At 35.1% G+C, this 19,281-nt stretch carries 20 protein-coding genes; 5 read left to right on the plus strand and 15 right to left on the minus strand.

Annotation, left to right across the window (positions count from 1 at the left end):
- Positions 1-434: 434 nt before the first annotated feature.
- Positions 435-1,046 carry a C39 family peptidase gene (locus HMPREF9402_RS05395; protein WP_238526647.1) on the plus strand — a complete coding sequence of 204 codons (612 nt, stop codon included), beginning with the start codon at positions 435-437 and terminating at the stop codon, positions 1,044-1,046.
- 26 nt (positions 1,047-1,072) lie between these two features.
- On the opposite strand, the gene HMPREF9402_RS14510 is transcribed toward HMPREF9402_RS05395, so the two are convergent.
- From HMPREF9402_RS14510 to HMPREF9402_RS05420, 6 genes are all read right to left on the minus strand, one after another.
- The gene (locus HMPREF9402_RS14510) at positions 1,073-1,219 is read right to left on the minus strand and encodes a hypothetical protein (protein ID WP_009606785.1); all 147 of its coding nucleotides are present in this window, start codon (positions 1,217-1,219) and stop codon (positions 1,073-1,075) included.
- Positions 1,220-1,328: 109 nt separating this feature from the next.
- Complete coding sequence (locus HMPREF9402_RS05400; RefSeq protein ID WP_009606797.1) at positions 1,329-2,039, minus strand: hypothetical protein; 711 nt, start codon at positions 2,037-2,039, stop codon at positions 1,329-1,331.
- Between the two features lie 98 nt (positions 2,040-2,137).
- Positions 2,138-2,932, minus strand: coding sequence for a hypothetical protein (locus HMPREF9402_RS05405; protein ID WP_009606762.1), 795 nt, complete (start codon positions 2,930-2,932; stop codon positions 2,138-2,140).
- Between the two features lie 123 nt (positions 2,933-3,055).
- Positions 3,056-3,856 (minus strand): HAD-IIB family hydrolase, encoded by an 801-nt coding sequence (locus HMPREF9402_RS05410; protein ID WP_009606790.1) that lies wholly within the window; start codon positions 3,854-3,856, stop codon positions 3,056-3,058.
- Positions 3,857-4,193: 337 nt separating this feature from the next.
- Positions 4,194-5,978, minus strand: coding sequence for an ABC transporter ATP-binding protein (locus HMPREF9402_RS05415; RefSeq protein WP_009606793.1), 1,785 nt, complete (start codon positions 5,976-5,978; stop codon positions 4,194-4,196).
- The gene (locus tag HMPREF9402_RS05420) at positions 5,966-7,804 is read right to left on the minus strand and encodes an ABC transporter ATP-binding protein (protein ID WP_009606784.1); all 1,839 of its coding nucleotides are present in this window, start codon (positions 7,802-7,804) and stop codon (positions 5,966-5,968) included. The genes HMPREF9402_RS05415 and HMPREF9402_RS05420 overlap by 13 nt, the downstream gene beginning before the upstream one ends.
- A 339-nt stretch (positions 7,805-8,143) precedes the next feature.
- On the opposite strand from HMPREF9402_RS05420, the gene HMPREF9402_RS05425 reads away from it, so the two are divergent.
- The gene (locus HMPREF9402_RS05425) at positions 8,144-8,575 is read left to right on the plus strand and encodes a hypothetical protein (RefSeq protein ID WP_006783581.1); all 432 of its coding nucleotides are present in this window, start codon (positions 8,144-8,146) and stop codon (positions 8,573-8,575) included.
- A 136-nt stretch (positions 8,576-8,711) separates the two neighbouring features.
- Here the strand turns inward: HMPREF9402_RS05425 and HMPREF9402_RS05430 are convergent, their stop codons facing one another.
- The 9 genes from HMPREF9402_RS05430 to HMPREF9402_RS05470 all read right to left on the minus strand — a co-directional run bounded on the left by HMPREF9402_RS05430 (position 8,712) and on the right by HMPREF9402_RS05470 (position 16,230).
- Positions 8,712-10,418: an ABC transporter ATP-binding protein gene (locus HMPREF9402_RS05430; RefSeq protein ID WP_006783580.1), complete on the minus strand. Its 1,707-nt coding sequence runs from the start codon at positions 10,416-10,418 to the stop codon at positions 8,712-8,714.
- A gap of 27 nt (positions 10,419-10,445) precedes the next feature.
- Positions 10,446-11,075 carry a DUF4004 family protein gene (locus tag HMPREF9402_RS05435; RefSeq protein ID WP_006783579.1) on the minus strand — a complete coding sequence of 210 codons (630 nt, stop codon included), beginning with the start codon at positions 11,073-11,075 and terminating at the stop codon, positions 10,446-10,448.
- 9 nt (positions 11,076-11,084) lie between these two features.
- Positions 11,085-11,873, minus strand: a complete 789-nt coding sequence (locus HMPREF9402_RS05440) for a polymer-forming cytoskeletal protein (RefSeq protein ID WP_009606753.1) — start codon at positions 11,871-11,873, stop codon at positions 11,085-11,087.
- Between the two features lie 13 nt (positions 11,874-11,886).
- Positions 11,887-12,549 (minus strand): hypothetical protein, encoded by a 663-nt coding sequence (locus tag HMPREF9402_RS05445; protein ID WP_229040220.1) that lies wholly within the window; start codon positions 12,547-12,549, stop codon positions 11,887-11,889.
- Positions 12,550-12,562: 13 nt separating this feature from the next.
- Complete coding sequence (locus HMPREF9402_RS05450) at positions 12,563-13,414, minus strand: hypothetical protein (protein ID WP_009606777.1); 852 nt, start codon at positions 13,412-13,414, stop codon at positions 12,563-12,565.
- 135 nt (positions 13,415-13,549) lie between these two features.
- Positions 13,550-14,080 (minus strand): GNAT family N-acetyltransferase, encoded by a 531-nt coding sequence (locus HMPREF9402_RS05455; RefSeq protein ID WP_006783575.1) that lies wholly within the window; start codon positions 14,078-14,080, stop codon positions 13,550-13,552.
- A 316-nt stretch (positions 14,081-14,396) separates the two neighbouring features.
- A complete protein-coding gene (locus HMPREF9402_RS05460) occupies positions 14,397-14,873 on the minus strand; it encodes a glutathione peroxidase (RefSeq protein WP_006783574.1) in 477 nt (158 codons plus the stop codon).
- A 78-nt stretch (positions 14,874-14,951) separates the two neighbouring features.
- Positions 14,952-15,383, minus strand: a complete 432-nt coding sequence (locus HMPREF9402_RS05465) for a MarR family winged helix-turn-helix transcriptional regulator (protein ID WP_006783573.1) — start codon at positions 15,381-15,383, stop codon at positions 14,952-14,954.
- A 130-nt stretch (positions 15,384-15,513) separates the two neighbouring features.
- The gene (locus HMPREF9402_RS05470) at positions 15,514-16,230 is read right to left on the minus strand and encodes a hypothetical protein (protein WP_238526648.1); all 717 of its coding nucleotides are present in this window, start codon (positions 16,228-16,230) and stop codon (positions 15,514-15,516) included.
- A 289-nt stretch (positions 16,231-16,519) separates the two neighbouring features.
- Between HMPREF9402_RS05470 and HMPREF9402_RS05475 the strand changes: the two genes are divergently transcribed.
- The 3 genes from HMPREF9402_RS05475 to HMPREF9402_RS05485 all read left to right on the plus strand — a co-directional run bounded on the left by HMPREF9402_RS05475 (position 16,520) and on the right by HMPREF9402_RS05485 (position 19,073).
- Positions 16,520-17,365 carry a hypothetical protein gene (locus HMPREF9402_RS05475; RefSeq protein ID WP_006783571.1) on the plus strand — a complete coding sequence of 282 codons (846 nt, stop codon included), beginning with the start codon at positions 16,520-16,522 and terminating at the stop codon, positions 17,363-17,365.
- 142 nt (positions 17,366-17,507) lie between these two features.
- A complete protein-coding gene (locus tag HMPREF9402_RS05480) occupies positions 17,508-18,236 on the plus strand; it encodes a hypothetical protein (protein ID WP_009606773.1) in 729 nt (242 codons plus the stop codon).
- A 165-nt stretch (positions 18,237-18,401) separates the two neighbouring features.
- Complete coding sequence (locus HMPREF9402_RS05485) at positions 18,402-19,073, plus strand: flavodoxin family protein (RefSeq protein ID WP_009606791.1); 672 nt, start codon at positions 18,402-18,404, stop codon at positions 19,071-19,073.
- Positions 19,074-19,281: the final 208 nt, after the last annotated feature.

Consider the following 19,281-nt stretch of genomic DNA (forward strand, 5'->3'; position numbering starts at 1 on the left):
ATTAAAGAGAATCAATAGAATGGTGATAAAACAATAAATCCCTAACATTAAACATTTAGAAAGATGTAATGCCGAGCAAGTAACAGCTTGAATGAAAAATAAAAGTAAATTTGTGAGGATAAATACAAGAGAGTATGTCCTACTCGGATACAGGGTTGGATCTTCATTTAACCATATAATAAAATGAGTAAAAATAATGAGTAAAGCACTCGGAATAGCCCCTACTATCCATCGAATCATCGCAAATCACCTACCTTTTGACTAACATTAATTGCCACTTCTACCATTCATTTTATTACATACCGATTATTAAATTAAAGAAAAAAAACATCACTGGTTATAAGCCTTTAGAGTGATGTTTTTTAGACATAATTCGATTAAATTACTTTATTTTCCTTTTTTACAGAATTATAGTATAATTTAAATAAAAAGGAGTGATTTTATTGAAAAAATTCATTTATACAAGCTTAGGCATTTTGATGATGATGCTCTTATTAACTCTATATTTTTTATCCCCCTTTCCAAAACACGATAAAATTCCTATATCCTTTCCTTCTTCTTTTTCAATTGAGCAAGAGAATTCCTTTGAAAGACAAATCATAAATGAATGTTCCGCCTTCTCGATTGCTTACGTTCTTCGCCATTATCATGAAAGCCAAACAGGTCTGAATATCTATCATCAACTCAACTATAAAATTCCAGTCTCAGGATATGTTCTTCCCAAAGGAATCCTGAACTATTTTAAGGATTCTGCCTACAACATTGAAATGTTTACGGGGAGCCTTGAAACATTAAAAACACGACTAACGGCCGGAACTCCAATTATCGTCCTAATTGGAAACTCTTTAAATTGGCAGCATTATATGACACTGGTTGGATATGATGACACGACAAATGAAATGTACTTTTTTGACTCCCTTAAATCATTCGATGAAAATAATGGGCAACCTGGCAATCGGACGATAACGACGGATTATTTCCTTAAGCTTTGGAACAACGGTCTTCCGATTTTCAACCAACTCTATTTCACTATTTCAACTCATTAAAAGGTAATCTATCAAGATTACCTTTTTTATTCTTCTAATGATTCGAGTTCATCACGGATTTCTGTTATTTCCTGTTCAAAAGCATCATACGTCATCACTTCAAAAATCCCTAGAACAATGATGCTGATTACACAAAGAATTAATGCAATTTGAATCATTAATGTGACTGTCATAGCTCTCACTACCTTTTTTTTGTATATCATTTAGTATTCCTTGCGTACCTAATCAATATACGAAAACAATAAAAAAAACCGAAGAAGTAACTTCGTCGGTTTGCCTCATTCATCCTAAATAACTGACAGATGTATAACTTGGGATCACAGTCCAAATCTGTTGACTAGCTATCACACGATACATCATATTTCCTTGCAAAGGCATGATTCCTCTCATCTCATCGGGTAGCTCTTTACGAATTGAAAACATGTAATAAGGCATCGAATTCGTGACTTGATTGCTTGGCATCGGTGGATTTGTTACATAAGCTTGTCCTAGCTTTTGAATCGTAATATCATTTGGCATATTTTGAATGGCCGGCATTTTAGGTTCCCCCCCTTGCACTTGTGAAACGGTATTTGGCTTCACAATTTGTGCTTGAGTTGGCATCGATTGAGTTACCATCGGTACCTGTTGATAATAGGGGGCACTTGCTTGAATAGGTGGTTGGTAAGTTGATACTGGGTACGCATACCCACTTTGCATTGGGTATGCACTTTGCATTGGGTATGCACTTTGTGTTGGATATGGTGTCGCTGCATATGCTTGTTTGTTTCCAAAAAGACTGGCTAGTGCTACGCCGGTTAATCCTCCCACTAATAATGGTCCCACAACTCCACCTCCAAACATCTCGTCATTTTCAAAAAATCCATCTTCTTCATGACTTGAATTAAATTGACCACTTCCATAATTTGAATGATTTTGATGTTCAGGACGTCGATGGAACTGATTGGACATCAAAATCATTGGAATCACCGGTGCTAAATTTCGATAGAACATAAACTCCCCTCCTTCTTCTACTGTGTCACGTTATTATATCCAACAACGAGTTAATAGTTGAGTGCCTATGCCCTATCTTTTTAAATTTAACCTAATCGTTACTTATTTAGGTTTAATTTAAGAGGACTCATCCAGTTTTGAACGTCTGTCATCGGATAAACTCGAAATGCTTGTTTAAAAGCCTCACTTAATTCTTGATGCGAGCAAGACTGTTGCATGACGTTTTTCAATAGAAGTACTTGTGCTAAAGTCAGTTCTTCCCATTCCATCTCATTAAACTGATCTTTCATCACCAAAAGAGCGAGTTCGTTAATCATAAAAGCTTCTGATATTAGCTTTAAAGTCGAATTTGTTGCCTCATAGAAAACTTGAACCAAACATAATAGCGAAACATTAATTCGACTAATAATCCACTGTCCCTCATATTGATCTTTAAAAAAGGCAGATTGACGAAGGGGAATCTCTTTAAGGAGTTGAGATTCCGTTAAAAAAATCGTATTTAATGATTGAATCACTAAGTCCTTTCGTGGAAAGTAATCATTTAATAACGTTAGGGATGCCACTTTAAAAGCTGTATTAATTAATCCAATGGATTCATCTGCTCGAAGCCAATGACTGATGATGTCTTGAAATAATAAGGTCTGATCAAGCAAGGCCTCTTTTAATGCCTCTGGACATCTCCAAATCATACCTGGATGATATCTATCAAATAACCAGTCTTTTGTTGATGGGGTTTCATCCGGCATAAAATCGATCCTTCCAATTAAATACTCAAACTCATTCATTCGGTTAATCACCAGTCCATGTTCAGATAGTTCCTTGGCATCTAGACAATAACAAATAACACCAAATTCAAAGAGATCGAGTGGGGTTTTTGAATCAATTATAATCATAGTCAGTCATCCTTTCTTCGTTCTTTTAGTGTAGTGATATTTGACTTGATTTTATACCGTAAAATGATGATATTTCAAAAAGTCATCTTGACTCCATTGAAAAAGGTTTAGCCCACTCCTGGACTAAACCTTTTCTTTTGCATAGATAAATGCTTCACTTACCGTTTTAAAAACGGCTTCTGCTTGCTTCTTAAGATCATCAACGGCTTCAATCATGGTTAAGCCATGATAGGCCTCAATCATCGGTAAATCATTAAAACTATCACCAATACAATAAATCGCATCTGTTTCAATTCGATGACGCTTAGCCACCTCAAAAACCCCACTTGCTTTTGATAAGTTTTTGGCACAAATATCGACATGTAGTAAATTGGCATAGGCCACTACTTCATGACCAAACGTTTCATTAATAATCTTGGCAAATTGAATAGCCTCTTCATGACTGTTCGTTTTCACTGCAATCTGGGCCACTGGTTGCTCAAGTGCCTGTGTTAACGTTAAGTTAAACAAACGATGTGTCCATTTCAAAATCTTAAATAGGTAGTATTCCCTTTTAAATAAATGAAACGTCGTATAATAATGGCCATTTAATCCATCTGTGACCATATATTGTGTTATTTTTTTTTCTTGAATAAGCTCAACAATTTGTTTAGCTATTTCATTTTTTATCGTCTGACGAAAGACAACTTGTCCATCACTTGAGACAATAACTGCTCCATTTAAACCCACGATATAATCATACACTAGACCATGTATTTTCTGTTCAATTTTCATTAATGAAATCGGTCGACCGGTCGCGAAAATAAATAAATTCCCCATCTCTTGCCACTCTTTAGTTGCTTTAATATTTTCCTTTAATTGTTGACGTCCAAGCTTTGTATGTTTACAATACGTCCCATCGTAATCTGATGCAAATAACTTCATCTAAAAACACCTAACTTTCTAATTAATATCTTAAAATATTTTCACTAAAAAAACAATTCATCTCCCTTAATTTACTGATTTCACTTCATCAATCAATAATCATATCTATCGGTTTTATGTCATTTCGATTTTGCTTATCAAGTCAAAAAAACTTAACCCTCAAAAGGGCTGAGTAAACTAAAAAGGCTATCTCAAATCGAGATAGCTATCTTTAATAACTTTTCAAGTGAATCATAAAGTAAATCCACGAATCTATCGCGATCATGATTCATGGCTTTATACGTCATTCCCTCCTATTCAAATCCAGCACTTTCAAAAACCGTCATCACATCGTCTCTTATATATAATATTGTGCTTGTGCTTGATACATTTCTTGATATAAGCCTCCTTCTTTCATCAGATCATCATGTGTTCCAAGTTCAACAATCTGTCCATCTTTAAAAACTGCAATTCGATCGCAAAATAAACAACTCGATAAACGATGAGAAATATAAATCGTTGTTTTAGCTCCCACTAATTCATTAAAACGGTGATAAATATCATACTCAGTCATCGGATCAAGAGCAGATGTCGGTTCATCTAAAATGACAATCGGGGAATTTTTGTATATTGCCCGGGAAATCGCAATTTTTTGACTTTGTCCACCTGAAAATTCGACACCATCTTCTTCAAATGTTTTATAAATAGGCGTTTCGATTCCTTTTGGAAGATTAGCCAAATCTTTTTCAAATCCCGCTTCTCTTAATACTTCAATAATCGTTTCATCTTTCTCCACTTGATTAAACACAATGTTATCTTTAACCGAGAAAGCGAACAATTTAAAATCTTGGAAAACGACAGACATTAAAGCTAAATACTCTTTTAAATCATACTCTAAAATATTAACCCCATTTAAATAAATGGCTCCTTCTGTTGGTTCATACAAACGCGTTAATAATTTAATAAAGGTTGTTTTCCCCGCACCATTGAGTCCAACAATGGATAATTTCTCACCTGGCAGAATCGTCACATTAACGTTATTTAGCACATTAACTTCACTTTTTGGATATTTAAATGACACATTTTTAAACTCAAGTGTCAGATTATCCATCGGTACATCTGTCTCTTTCCCACTTAAAACACTTGGTTTTAATGCATCAAATTCTATATACGATTCCATGTATCGACACATTTGAGATAGCTCCATGTAGGTATTTAAAATTTGTGATAAACACTGACCAAACTGTGTTGCAGCTGAGGCATACATCGTAAAATCACCCAGTCCAATCGATTTAACAACGACTTTATATACCATATAAAGATACACGAACACTATCTGAATCTGCATCATCACTTCACTATAAGCTGCATATCTCCCAAGCACTTCATATAAATCAGTAAAGACCGTTAACGTCGTGTGATTATAATCCTCAATACGATCCATGATTAAATCGTCCATTTTATATAAACGAATCTCTTTTCCATAACTAAAATCGCTCGTTAAGTTTCCAAAATAACTAAACTTACGATTAACTGGAATCAAGAGTTGATAAAATTTAAACATCACTTGTTGTGCCTTCTTATTAATGAACGCTGATAAAATTGCCATTAAAAACAAAAATAGAATAATCAACGGATTTAACATCGAAATCATGGCAATCAATCCAATCATCGTTAAGATGGTTGAAAATAACGTCATCGAATATTCCATGACCCGATACATTGCCCCCTGATTATGAATCGGAAATAACGCACGCTCTTTCAAATCTAGAATCTTTGGATCCTCAATCATTTGAAAATCAAGGCTCATGATTTTTTCACCCACCATCGCGTCAAATCCATTTAACAACTCCTCATTTTTAATCTCCACCTTCGTTTTCAAACAACGCGATGTCACATTTAACACCAAATTTCCAAGCACCACGATTCCAACCAACCACATAAAAACCTCAATCCTTCTAGAACCGGTCAACTCATCAATGACTAGCTTCATCATCACCAAATTCAAAAATGGCATCAAGGCCGTCACAATAGATGAGGTGATGACAATGGGAAGATAGGTCTTTGAAATCTGATAGGCCAATCGAAATAAAAAGAAAATCACGTTCAAATCTTTCATCAAGGGTTCTATTAATTTGCGCATGCTGCCATCTCCTCTACTGACTCTAACTGATAATACTGTGCTTGAATATTAAACATTTCCGCATAACGCCCCTTTTTCGCTAACAGTTCCTCATGAGTACCATACTCTAAAATCTCCCCATTTTCAAAAAAAGCAATCGTATCACAAAAACGTGTACTTGATAATCGGTGAGAAATATAAATGGCAGTCTTATCTCCAATCAAGGTATCAAAGTTTTGATAAATTTCATACTCTGCTAACGGATCAAGCGCTGAAGTGGGTTCATCTAAAATGACAATGTCTCCATTTTTATAGAGTGCCCGCGCTAATGCTAATTTTTGATTTTGACCTCCCGATAACTCAATTCCCTCTTCTTCAAGACCTTTTAACATCGGCGTCTCAATGCCATGCTTTAAGGATGCAATTTTATCTTTAATCCCTGCCTGCTCTAAACATTCCATCACTCTTGCACGGTCAAGGACATCACGATTTTGAATCGCTACATTTTCACCAACCGTAAACGCCAACACTTTAATATCTTGAAACACGACTGAGAATAAGTCGAAATACTTGGCGCGGTCCAAATTTTTAACATTAATCCCGTCTAATAATATTTCACCATCTGTTGGTTCATATAAACGAGTTATTAATTTAACCAACGTTGTTTTTCCTGCTCCGTTTATGCCAACAATGGCCAAGCGTTCTCCTGCCTTAATTTTAAACGATAAATCTTTAAAGATATAACGTTCACTGTTTGGATATTTAAAACTCACCTTTTTAAACTCAATCGTATACGGTTTAAGCAACGGAATAGGGGTTGGTTCTTCTAATGGTAGCTCATCTTGAATCTCTAAAAAAGTTCTAAAATGATTGACATACAATAATTGCAAACGAAGATGAGCTAAATCTTCCATTACGCTTTGCAAGGTCGTCGTGAAATGACTAATACTCGTAAAATACATGGAGAAACTTCCAAGGCTTAATCCCTTTGCTAAGACACAATAAATTAAATAGGCGTACACAATTCCTTCTCGAATTAAAATCAAGATTGCATCCACTAAACTCACGCCCAAATAACGCTTTTGAATTTTTTTCGTTAACTGTAAGTGTTCTCCTTTTATCCCTCTAAATTTTTCACAAAGCCAATTTCCTAATTGATAAATGCGAATCTCTTTTCCAAATTTAAAATCTGACATCGTATTATACAAATAGCTCGACCGGCGATTTAACGCTGCATTTTCATCTTTTTTAGAGAATTCATATTTTTTCGCTCTAGATGTTAAATAGTAAACAAACAGCATATTCAAAAATAAGTATAAAAGAACCCATGGACTGAGCATAAATAATAAACTCATATATGTCAGTAACGACACTAAACTCCCCGATACCTCAAACAACTTATGAAAAACCCCTTCAATTCCCACATGATTTGAAGAAACAGCTTGCCCGGAATTTTCTAAATCATCCAATGTTTTGGGATCTTCTGTATATCTAAAATCCATCTTCATAGCTTTACGTTGCATCTGATTTATAAACTTAAAACGCAGTAAAATGAGACGGGGCATATATAAATTTTTAATGAATGTAACAAGGGCATTAACCATTACCCCACCGAGCAAAAAGAATCCTAAAATACAAGCTAACACTATCACATTCATTTCTGTCGTCAACTCATCAATCAGCCACTTAATCGAAAACAAACTGATAAAGGGTTGCACGGCTGTTAATAATGTAAATAAACCATAATAAACAAATAATAACTTATCCCATTTCCAAGCGTGTGAAATCAAATACTTTAAATGATTTAAATCCCTTCGATTAACATCCTTTGATGATTTCTCATTCATGATTAATGCCTCCCCTAGTTAAATCCTCATTTTTCTATCCATCGTTAACAAAATAGCCCCTAAAACTTCATATTCTTTCGATAAACAAACCTTCTTGTTTAAAAATTTCTCTAAAGTTCGAGGACTATTAAACGTCTTTTACGCCTCATCTATCACCTGATACTTCATAAAATCCATTCTCTCCCCCTACCACTTATGATCTAAAGCCTAATTACGCATCATCCCTTAACAAACTTATTCATTTCTTTCGAAAATTAGACGAATCATGGGAAAATATAAAAAATTCAAACATATACTGATAGAGAAAGATGATATTCACCTAAAGGGAGATTGATAAAGATGGCTAATGTGAAATATAACGAAAACACGTATTATGTTCCAAATGACAAGTTTTTAATTGCTGTTTTAGATCATGCCACCATTCACAAAGATCCTTCAAACACCTCAAAAATGATGGTTTGTGCAAAGGTTGGGCAAGTCTATTCTGTTTCGTCCGTTGTCAATGACATGTATCGAATTAAACCGGGGTGGATTAGTAAAGAATTTTGTGAGGTGTTAGTTGCAGCAACGAATGAAGTCATCACATTAGAAGACCCATTTGTTGTTAAAGTCATCAGTAATATCCCAGTTTTAACCGAAGCATCTCCTGATGCTCATGCGACAACCGTCCTCCGTCCAGGTGATTTACGTCGTGTCATTGGAGAGTCAGAAGATTTCTACCAATTAGAAACAGGTGATTTCATTACTAAACGAGGATGTCGACGTTACTAAATTTGTTTTAAACTGAAGCTATTGAATATAATCAATAGCTTTTTTTATTTTCCCTTAACTCCCCGCCCCTCAAAAACCATTTATTACCATATAGAAAAATTATTTTTAAAGCCGACCTAGAAGGTCGACTTTAATCTTAACTAGCAACAGAAAAATCGTCGTCTTTTTTAAGTGTATATAACTGATAAAATGCACCTTTTTGAGTTAATAAATGATTAAAACTTCCAGATTCAACAATCTGACCTTGATCCATCACGATGATTTCATCATAATCTGATAAAATTTCCTCACTTAACTTATGAGTAATGGTAATGACTGTTAACTCATCGATTGCAAGCAACGTCTTTTCAATATCATACGCCGTCTGTAAATCAAGTGCTGAGGTGCCCTCATCCAACATTAAAATAGGCATCTCCTGAATTAAGGCGCGCGCAATCGCCACACGTTGCTTTTGCCCTCCTGATAAATTCTTCCCATTTTCACCAACAGCAGTTTTTAAAGCCTCAGGTAACAGCTTGATAAATTTTGTTACACCACTTTGAGTTAAAGCACGTTTTATTTGAATATCTGCAAAGGTTTGATCTAAGAAAATATTATCTGCAATCGTTTTATCAAATAAATAAATATTTTGATGAATCATAGAAGCGAGTTCTGTCATCGATAATGGGATTGGATTCTTAACATCTTGACCATCCACCAAAATCTGACCTTCATAATCACGGTAATATCCCATCATTAATTTAATCAGCGTCGATTTCCCACAACCACTTTCACCGACAATCGCATACTTTTTATTTTTTGAAAACGTATAAGAAATACCATTTAAAACCGGTGTTTCTTCATAAGCAAAATGCACATTCTCTAATCTAATTGATTCCTTAAATTCTGATAATGCTACTTCGTTAGATTCACGTTTTCCTACCTCAATCAGCGCCATGATTTTTTCATTCACACCGCTCATTCCTTTAATTTGAGTCACTTTCTGCATAATCCACATAATCGGACCTTGAATTCCATTCCCCAGTTGAACGACCGCAAATAAATTTCCGACTGTCATTTGCCCAAGAAGGACAAAGTATCCCGCAATCGCCATTCCAGCAATTTGTGTACCAATGGCAAAAATCATCGAAACAGCTTGAGCCACCCCTTTTAGATGTGTACTCTTAAATTTTGCATCCTCTAACTCATCATTCACAACGTTAAATTCATGGGTGACGGATGGAATCATTCGATAAGACTTCACGACTTCATAGCCTTGAAAAATATCTTTAATCTTTGAGGTAAACATCCCTTGCTTATCCGATACTTTATTTTGTCTTTTCTCAAGCACCTTCCCAAAAAGCGATGGCACAATCATTAATAAAGCGGCCATCAAAAACATCGCAAGTGTCACCCAGGGATTAATCCAGAGTAAAACAGCCGTGGTCCCTACAAAAATCACCACATCTCCAATCATCATTAAAAACGGTGTAATGTAATTGGCCTCAATCAAATTCATATCATTCGTCAAATTTGATAAATAATCAGCCGTATTACTCTTATTAAAATCTTCATAGTCTTTTGCTAAAATCCCTTTAAACACATCACGTTTTAGCGCAATCAACGTTTTTTTCAAATAAATCGCCTGAGTCGCACTTGTTAAATAGTCAACCAGTCCCATCAGTGAAAAATAAACCGCCGCGAAGAGAATAGCCTTCACAAAACCATTCATGTCCCCGCCCACTACATAATCAATCAATTGTTGAATTAAAAGCGCAATATAGACTTGCATCGCTGCCCCAATACAACGAACTAAAACTGTTGTAACCAGTAAAAATTTGTGTTTAAACATGTACTGTCTCATAAACAGTCCCCTCCGATATTTTAAAATTTATTGCAAACTCGCTAACTTAATCTGACTTAGTTCCTTCGCCACTGCAATTTCTAACACAATTCGATCCTGCTCATCAATCAGCAACATCTCCTTATCAATCGCACCAATAACAAACGGCAGGCCTAAATGCCGCATCAAAAAAAGACTTGATTTTTCCTGTGTTAACTTCATAAAATGCTGATTTAAAAAAGCTTGAATCATTTTTCCTTCATCAAATGTAATAACCCCTGATGCCACATAATCTTGTAAAATTTTTAACATCAACACCTCTTTTAAATCTGATAAATTAGCTGAAGCCCCTGTCATACTTTGATACAACTGCATTGCCTGCTGTGACACAATCTTCTTATTTATTAACTCCGAACTATCAAATGTTGGTTCCGCTACATGGGGTGAGAAAATTTCTGACAACTCATCTAACGACACTGTATCCTTAAGTTCAAGAATCCGTTCAATTCGCTCAAGAATTTCTTTTCTTGGGAAAAATGTTTCTTGTCCGGTTGAAACAGACTTCTTAATAAACCATTCTTCAGGAATTAAGTTTTTACGCTTCCATCTGTACAGTTGTCCATATGAAATATTCGTTAACTGCAATAATTCTTTTTTAGAGATTAAAGATTCTTCCATACTCATCACCTAATTTCTATCTTGTTGTTTAATCTTTGCTGTAGGATGTGTTGTTAAATCAGTTGAATACTCCACATAATCAACCGTACACTCCGCTCCAATCATCACCTTATCACCGTGAACCTTTTTCGCTTTCGTATACGTCAGATTTATCTCATCACCTTCAATTTGATTCACCGTCAACGTCTTACGAACTCGTTTTTTCTTAGACGGACTCACCGTTAACTTCGTTGCCTCAATACTTTCACAGCGACAATGTTCATTTAACACAATATGAATTTCTTCACCATTAATTAACTTCGCATTATGAATCGCACCATAAATATTTAAATACTCACCCTCAAGTTCACCTCGTGTTCGAATCTCACCTTGTGACATTAAGGTATGAACCTTTATCGTTCCATCCCCATCAAGTGATCCATAGCTCGTCAAACGTTCACCTTTTAATGTCCCATTGACCACGCAAGCTCCCATACTTTGAATACTTTCAATCACACTTGATTCATTAAGTGTCGCCATCCCACGAATCTTTAACAACTTAATTGCAACACTTCCTTCAAACGTCGTATTACCATAAATTGCAACCGTCTGACACGTCACATGCCCTTTAAACTCACAATCCCCCATGACCTTAATCAAATTGGCCTCAACACGTCCCTCAAACGTCGCATCACCATAAACTTTAATACTGTTAGCTATAAGATCTGTTGTAATCAATCCATCACCATAAATACGAACCTTATCAAAGGTTCCTCCACCAACGGTTGCATCACCATATATCTTTAAATGCTCCGCCATCTTTCAAACCTCCTTAAATTTGTTTTTGACGCTTAACTTTCGAAGTCGGATGGATATCAATCTCTCCTCGGTACTCCACTTCCTCAATCATACAATGAGGTCCAATCACCACCTGATCGCCACATACCTTTTTAACATGACCATACTCTAAATAAATCTCATCAGCCTCCATCAGATTTGCCTCTAACGCCACTTTCTTTATTTTAAACATCGTAAAGATATTCCATGATTTAGATTTTTTCGTTAATTTTCTAACCTCAATCTTTCCGGCTCCAATTTCCATTACACTTGATGGTTCATGCAATAACAAGGTTACCTTTTCTGCATTCATCACACCTAATACTTTAAACTTTCCTTCGATTCGAATGTCTTCAGCATTTATTTCTTCATCTGCACTTAAATACCCTTCCACCTGTAACACTTCACCATCAACTGTTCCATGACAGGTACAAGATCCCACTACCGACATCTCTTTTGTCTTAATGCCCTGAAGCGTCATAGCTCCTGCTCCGTTAAACGTTAAACAAGAAATGTGACCTAAAGCCTTGCACGTTCCTGCCGTATGAAAATTCTCACAGTCGATATCTCCTGTAATTTTATGAGCACCTTCTAACATAACCTCTTTAAAAACACCACCGCCACTACTTCCTGCACCATTCATTTTTAAACTTCTCATCATTTTTTACCTCCTATACCATTACTTGATGATGAACAACTGACGATTCATCAATACTCAAACTGCCACTATACTCAATCTCATCAATCACACAATTAGGTCCAATGATGATATCATGCCCACTAATTTTTGAAATTTTTGCATATTCTACGGTGATTGTATCCGCCTCAATTAACTCTCCACTTACTTTTTTAAGTGGCGATAATCCTCCCATCAGCGTATTTAAAAGTGACCCAACCATCTGGGTCATGCCACTCTCCATCGATGAACGCATGATTTCAACTTCTGTTGCCCCAATTTCTTTAAATGTTGAACCACTCATTGCCTCAAGCCTAACGCTCTCACCACTTAGTAATCCTTCACAACTGACATGGCCGGCTACTTTAATCTGTTCCACTTCGATCCCTCCTGATACGTTCAACCAACCACTTACTGTTAACTCTTGTGCTTGAAGTAACTCTTGAACATTCATTGAACCTGAGATAAAAACCTCATCAGCTTTCATCGACTTAGCACGCACACATCCCGACACTTTTACTTTCTCACCGCTTATCTGTTCAAATGATTCCAATATTCCCGATACAATGATTTCTTTTGCCGTAACAGATTTCTCAAAACAAGCTTTTCCACTCACTTTAATTTCTTCTTGGCAACTTAGAGCTCCAGTTGATAATACCTTCCCACTACTATAAAACTGATTGGTTAGCAAATTTCCTTCTAGGTTTGCTTTGCCGCTCGTTTGAAAAGTATCGCAGTTTAAATCCCCACTAAACGTGCCACTACCAGAAATATGAACTTTCTTATAATCTCCACCTACTAAATGAAGCTTTGAACTTATATTTAAATTTTGTTTTTTATGGTCCATTTTAATCATCCTTTGAATAGGGTTTGTTTCATCATACTATTAATATAGCATAACATTGTTTCGTTGCGAATACTTTAACGTAACAATGTTTTATTATTTCTATTTTAAACGAAACAACCCCATAAAAAAAACAGGTTATCCCTGTTTTATCCATTCAGATTTTAAGATGGCATACTCGTAGGTATCTAACCAAATCGGCTTTCCCTCTTCATCCTTCTTAAAGTACACATTTTGTAACAATGTCCCCTCATAACGCATCCCAATTCGTTCTAACAACTTCCAAGATGGTTCATTTAATGGACTACACATCGCAACAATTCGTCTAGCACCTAAATGAGTAAAAGCATAATTCATTAACGCTTTGACACTTTCTGTTGCGTAACCTTTACGTTGATACTGACGATTAAAAACAAACCCTACTTCCCATGTTTGAAATGCTCCTTCAATTAACGTTAAATTCCCAATGACTGTTCCATCTGCTTTCAAACAAACTGCAAAAAAACAATCGTCATTTACTCGTTTGAGCGTCTCTTGTTTGGCTTGCTCTTCAGTATAAACCTCATAAGGCTCAAATTGAACAACTTCCTCATCACGCAAGTATTCATACAAATCCTGCCAATCTTCTTTCGTAAATCTCCTAATGATTAATCGCTCTGTTTGTAACATTTAAATCAACTCCTTCTTTATTAAATGCTATACCTAAGCCACCATTTGTAGAACCAGTCTTTTGTTTTAAATAATCGTCATAAAAAAGATTGAGTCTTTAGAAAACTCAATCTTTTTTAATCTTACTTATTACGACTCATTAAATTAATTCTTTAATGGCATCTTCTAATTATTCTCGTTTCATTATCGGTGTAAAACGCACCACAACATTTCCTACACGATCCACTAGTAACCATTTAGTATCCCCTGTTACCGTTTCAAATCCTGTTGAAAAAATTTAGCCTATAAACCATTTGACGCTTCATCTAATTTTTCCTTACTTTAATAATTTTTGAATATCTGCTTCAATCTTTGAAGGTTTTACCGTTGGGGCATATCGTCTAATGACACGACCATTTTGATCAATTAAAAACTTCGTAAAATTCCACTTAATCTCTGAGCTAAACAGTCCTTTTGCTTCCTTTTTTAAAAATCGATAAAGTGGATGTGCTCCTTCCCCATTCACTTCTATTTTTTCAAACATTGTAAAACTCACGCCATAATTCAGTTGGCAAAACTCATGAATCTCTTTATTACTTCCTGAATCTTGTTTTGCAAATTGATTACATGGAAAGCCAAGTACTTCAAACCCTTGAGGTTTATAATCTTGATAAAGAGCTTCTAATTCTTTAAATTGAGGTGTTAATCCACACTTACTCGCTGTATTGACAATCAATACCACTTTTCCTTGATATTCATCCATTCGAACCATTTGTCCATTCATTTTCTTCGCTTCTAAATGATAAAAATTCATTTTCATTCCTTCTTTCTAATTTTATCAAATTTAATTTTATACAATTAATTTAGAAAAAATTAAAGTTAAATCCGTGATTTAACTCAATTTCTTTAATAAAGATTCCAGTGATGATTTCAAGCTAGCGTACTCTTCTACCTCGCCACCAACACGACAGAATAATTGATTTGGAATATCTACCATTTCATCTTTTAACACACGCCCATCTTCGGTTAATTCCACAATCACGACACGGTCATCTTGTGGATCACGATATTTGATGACTAATTTCATCGCTTCTAATTTTTTAATGAGCGGCGTTAACGTACCTGAATCTAAATGCAAAGCCTGTCCTAAATCCTTAAATGAGATAGCTTCCTTTTCCCATAAAACAAGCAATGTAATATATTGCGTATACGTTAAGCCAAACGCATCTAAAAATGGTTTATATAACTTAATGACTTCACGAGATGTCGCATATAAAGCAAAGCACAACTGATTCTCTAATTTTAATGCTTCATATTTGTTCATCATTTCACCTCATATGATTTTATGAAATTTAATTGTATAAAATCAATATTATAGTCATTGTAATTCATTTTTTATCTACTGTCAATCAAAACATAAAAGATGTCATCTCTTCCTCTTAAGAGATGACATCTTACATTTCACTGATTAATTCGATAATCCGCTCTTTCATCGCATAATCCAATTTAAATAATCTCACATAATCTAAAAACTCTTTTTCAATCGTCTTAATTCCCTCCCCGTACATTTCCTTAAATCGTTTATTAACCGTTGATTCATTTAATCGATAAAATGATAAATATTTATCCATTCCGTATGTCATAATGAGATATTGCGTAAAAGCACCGACGACAGGATACGTTAAATAAGGGGGATAATCATAAAAATACTCGTCTTTCATCAAACGTTGTAATGAAACATACTGGTCATTCTCTAACCAATAAAGAACCCACTCAAAATTATGAACACCAAACCATTTCTTATTTAAAAACATCGCTAACCCTTCTCGAATGGCCACTACATTTGGTCGATTAATTAAATTAGCTAACAACAACACATCTTGATGAAAGCCAATCGCTTTTTGTTTCCGACTATAGACTGCATAAATCTCAAATGGATCACGAAAAAAACTACTACACGGAACATAATCACCATAATACATTCCAACCTCATCTAAACTATCACATAAAAAATAATGAATTTTCTCTTCCAACTCAAGTCTTAAAACCTGTAACACATACTTCAGGCAATGCTCTTGATACTCCATAATCTCTTCAATATCCTTCTGCGCCAAACTGCCCGCATGTACATGAAACACATAATGATCACTTTCGTTCACTAACCACTTCATCATTTTCACCTCCTTTTTACGAGATTTAAACGCTTACTTTTTATTATCGTCATTATATTGCTAAAATATCCATTCTAAGCCATAATTTTTATTATTTCTCAAAATTTTTACTTCTAATGAATCTCATCATCTCCTACTAAACTTTCTTACTATAGCTTATGACAGCTCGTCATACTTCGTTTATTTTTTTAGGCGTTTTCTTCAAAAAAATATCTTTTCTTTCAATACTTCCAATTGTCAGGTGCCCTTTTAACCGCTATAATTAAATTCGTTATGAAAGGGGGCAATTATGAAACCTCTAGGCATTCTATTTTTAATCTGTGAGCTATCCCTACTCAGTGCTTGTTCTACCCCTGTACCCGAACTTGTCTTACTCAACACCCCAGGCATGCCACTGAAACTCACGCAGATTGAATTCCCAACTGAGGAACCCCAATCTACCTCAGTTTCCCTACAAAATCCTAGTCAAATGACTCTTCCAAACAAAGAAGAAGAATTCGACTCTCCTCTTTTATCAGATGAAGAAAAACCATCAAATAATGAGGACAATCCTTCAACACATTCCATCCAACCCTCCCTTGAATCTCCTAATCAAAATACCCCTTCACTTTATTTAGAAAACGGAGTGGGACGTGCCTATTATGAAACACTACCCTATCTAAATTCTAATGATGTCATCACCCTTAATAATGGTGAAACAGATTATGCAACCGTTCAATTTGATCATTATGAAATTATTGATGACCATCAAAAAAGTGGACGTAAAGGCATTGCCTTTTACTACAAAGAAACTAATATTAGTGATCAGGAAATTCACGTTGGATTAGCAGGACGCGTGTTAGATCCAGTTGTCAATACAAGTGTTTTCTATGGAGAAGATGAACTTAAACTGATGCCTGCAGATGAACTAAACCTAAAATTTGCAGATGAAGATTATCTTCAAACACAGCATGTCGAGTTCACTCAACAACAAGCAAAGGTAGAAGCTTGTTCTACCCCTAATACGCTAGAGCCAGGAAAAAGTCGCCTGTGCTATAACCATTATAGCTATGCTGGGAAGGGAGAATATCTCATCAATCAAGCGCTAGATAACACTTATAGTAACTATCAAAGCTTTTTGATTGAAGTAAAATAAGGCCACCCTAACGGTGACCTTATTTTTTTTCGCCAAATTATAACAAAGTTATGGAATTTTATTATTAATATTGTAAATTTAACCTTAATCATCTATCAATATGCTATAATTTCATATCATAGAATTGAAAGGGATTACCAACATGAAAAAAATACTACTCTTAAGTTTACTATTCTTAACTGCCTGTCATCAAAAACAAAATGTCATGGAAGATGCACAACCACAGCCGGAAATCATAGAAGAATCCCCAACAAAAATTGAAACAGCCGAAGAAAATATTGCGATTGAAGAGGAAGAAGAACCATCCGTTAATACACTGATAGATAGTAGTGATTATATCGTAAATGAAGCACAACTCTATCTTGAAAATGGATTATCACGTCATGACTACGAAACACTCCCTCACTTAACTATCGGTGATCAAATCACCATTCAAAATGACGACCAAATTCTTGGAGTGGTCTCATTTGACAAAGCTGAAATTGTCGATGATGAACTTGGAAGTTCAAAAAAAGGGTTAGTACTATGGTTTACGGAAACAAATACAACCAATGAGACACTTGAAGTTGGGCTATATGGGCAACATCCTCTAACTCTAATGACTGTCTTTAAAGATGATCAAGAACTTAAACCACTTTCAACGACTCCTTACATCATGGGGGTTGAGAACAACGATTATTTAGCAAACTATCACGTTGAATACAACAATGAAAAAGTACTTCCATGTTCTGAAAACACTAAATTATTGCCAGGTGAAAGCCGCATGTGTTACCAAATTTACAGCTATGCAGGAAAAGGAGAATATTTAATTAACCAAGCAACTGATTTAACCTATGAAAACTGGAAAAGCTATCTTTTAACAATTGAATAAAAAGGGCCCTAGGCCTTTTTTTATTTATTGCATTGACCGAAATTGAGGATATTTTATAAGAAGGAATGACCATTTCTATCTTTAACTCTACGGAGCGTCGATTGAACATATCTATTGTCGTCTTTATAATAAAGTCATCAACTAAGAGAAGGAGATGATTTCCCTATGAAATTTATTATCTTTAATGGTAGTCCTGCAGGAGCTAATAGTCACACGAATGTAATAGCAGAAGCTTTTTTACGTGGTGCTAAACGAGGCGGTGCAGATACTGAAAATATATTCCTCATTGACAAAAAAATCGGTCACTGTAAAGGTTGCTTTACCTGTTGGTTTAAAACTCCAGGAAAATGTATACTGCAAGATGATATGGAAGCATTACTTCAAAAATATAAGGCTGCTGATGTTGTCTGCTTTGCAACTCCAATTTATACTTGGAATATGACAGCTGTACTAAAAAACTTTGTCGATCGTCTTATCCCATTGAAAAGTCCATTAATCGTTCAGCAAAATGAAAATTTTGACCTTGTCGATACCGTACAAAAAACACAACAATTCGTTGTCATCTCAAATTCTGGTTTCCCTGGAAACAATAATTTTGAAACAATGAAAGCTGTTTTTTCTCCCTGTCATCCTGTTTTAGAAATTTACAGGAACTGTGGCAAACTGTTAAAAAGTAAAGATATCAACATTAAGCCAATCGTTGATGAATACTTAGCTGCTGTAGAACTAGCAGGATTTGAAATGGCAACACAAAGAGCTATAACGAAAGAGACGAAGTTAAAACTAGATATGCCTCTGATGACAATTAATGACTACCTTAAGTATCTTGGGATGTAATGAGTCACTTTTTAAAATTAATATCAAAAAAATTAAATTCATAAAAGATCATATACTCTAATCAATTAACACTATCTAGTATTTAGGGTATTATCTAAAAAACAAGACTCTTTTCATTAGAGGGGTTCATTTCGACTAGATTAATTAGGACGTACGATCTCTAAAGCTTTATTAATCCCTTAACAGTAATTGATGATGCTAAAGTTTT

Origin of the sequence: Turicibacter sp. HGF1, from assembly GCF_000191865.1 — a bacterium.
Classification (GTDB): Bacteria; Bacillota_I; Bacilli_A; order MOL361; family Turicibacteraceae; genus Turicibacter; species Turicibacter sanguinis.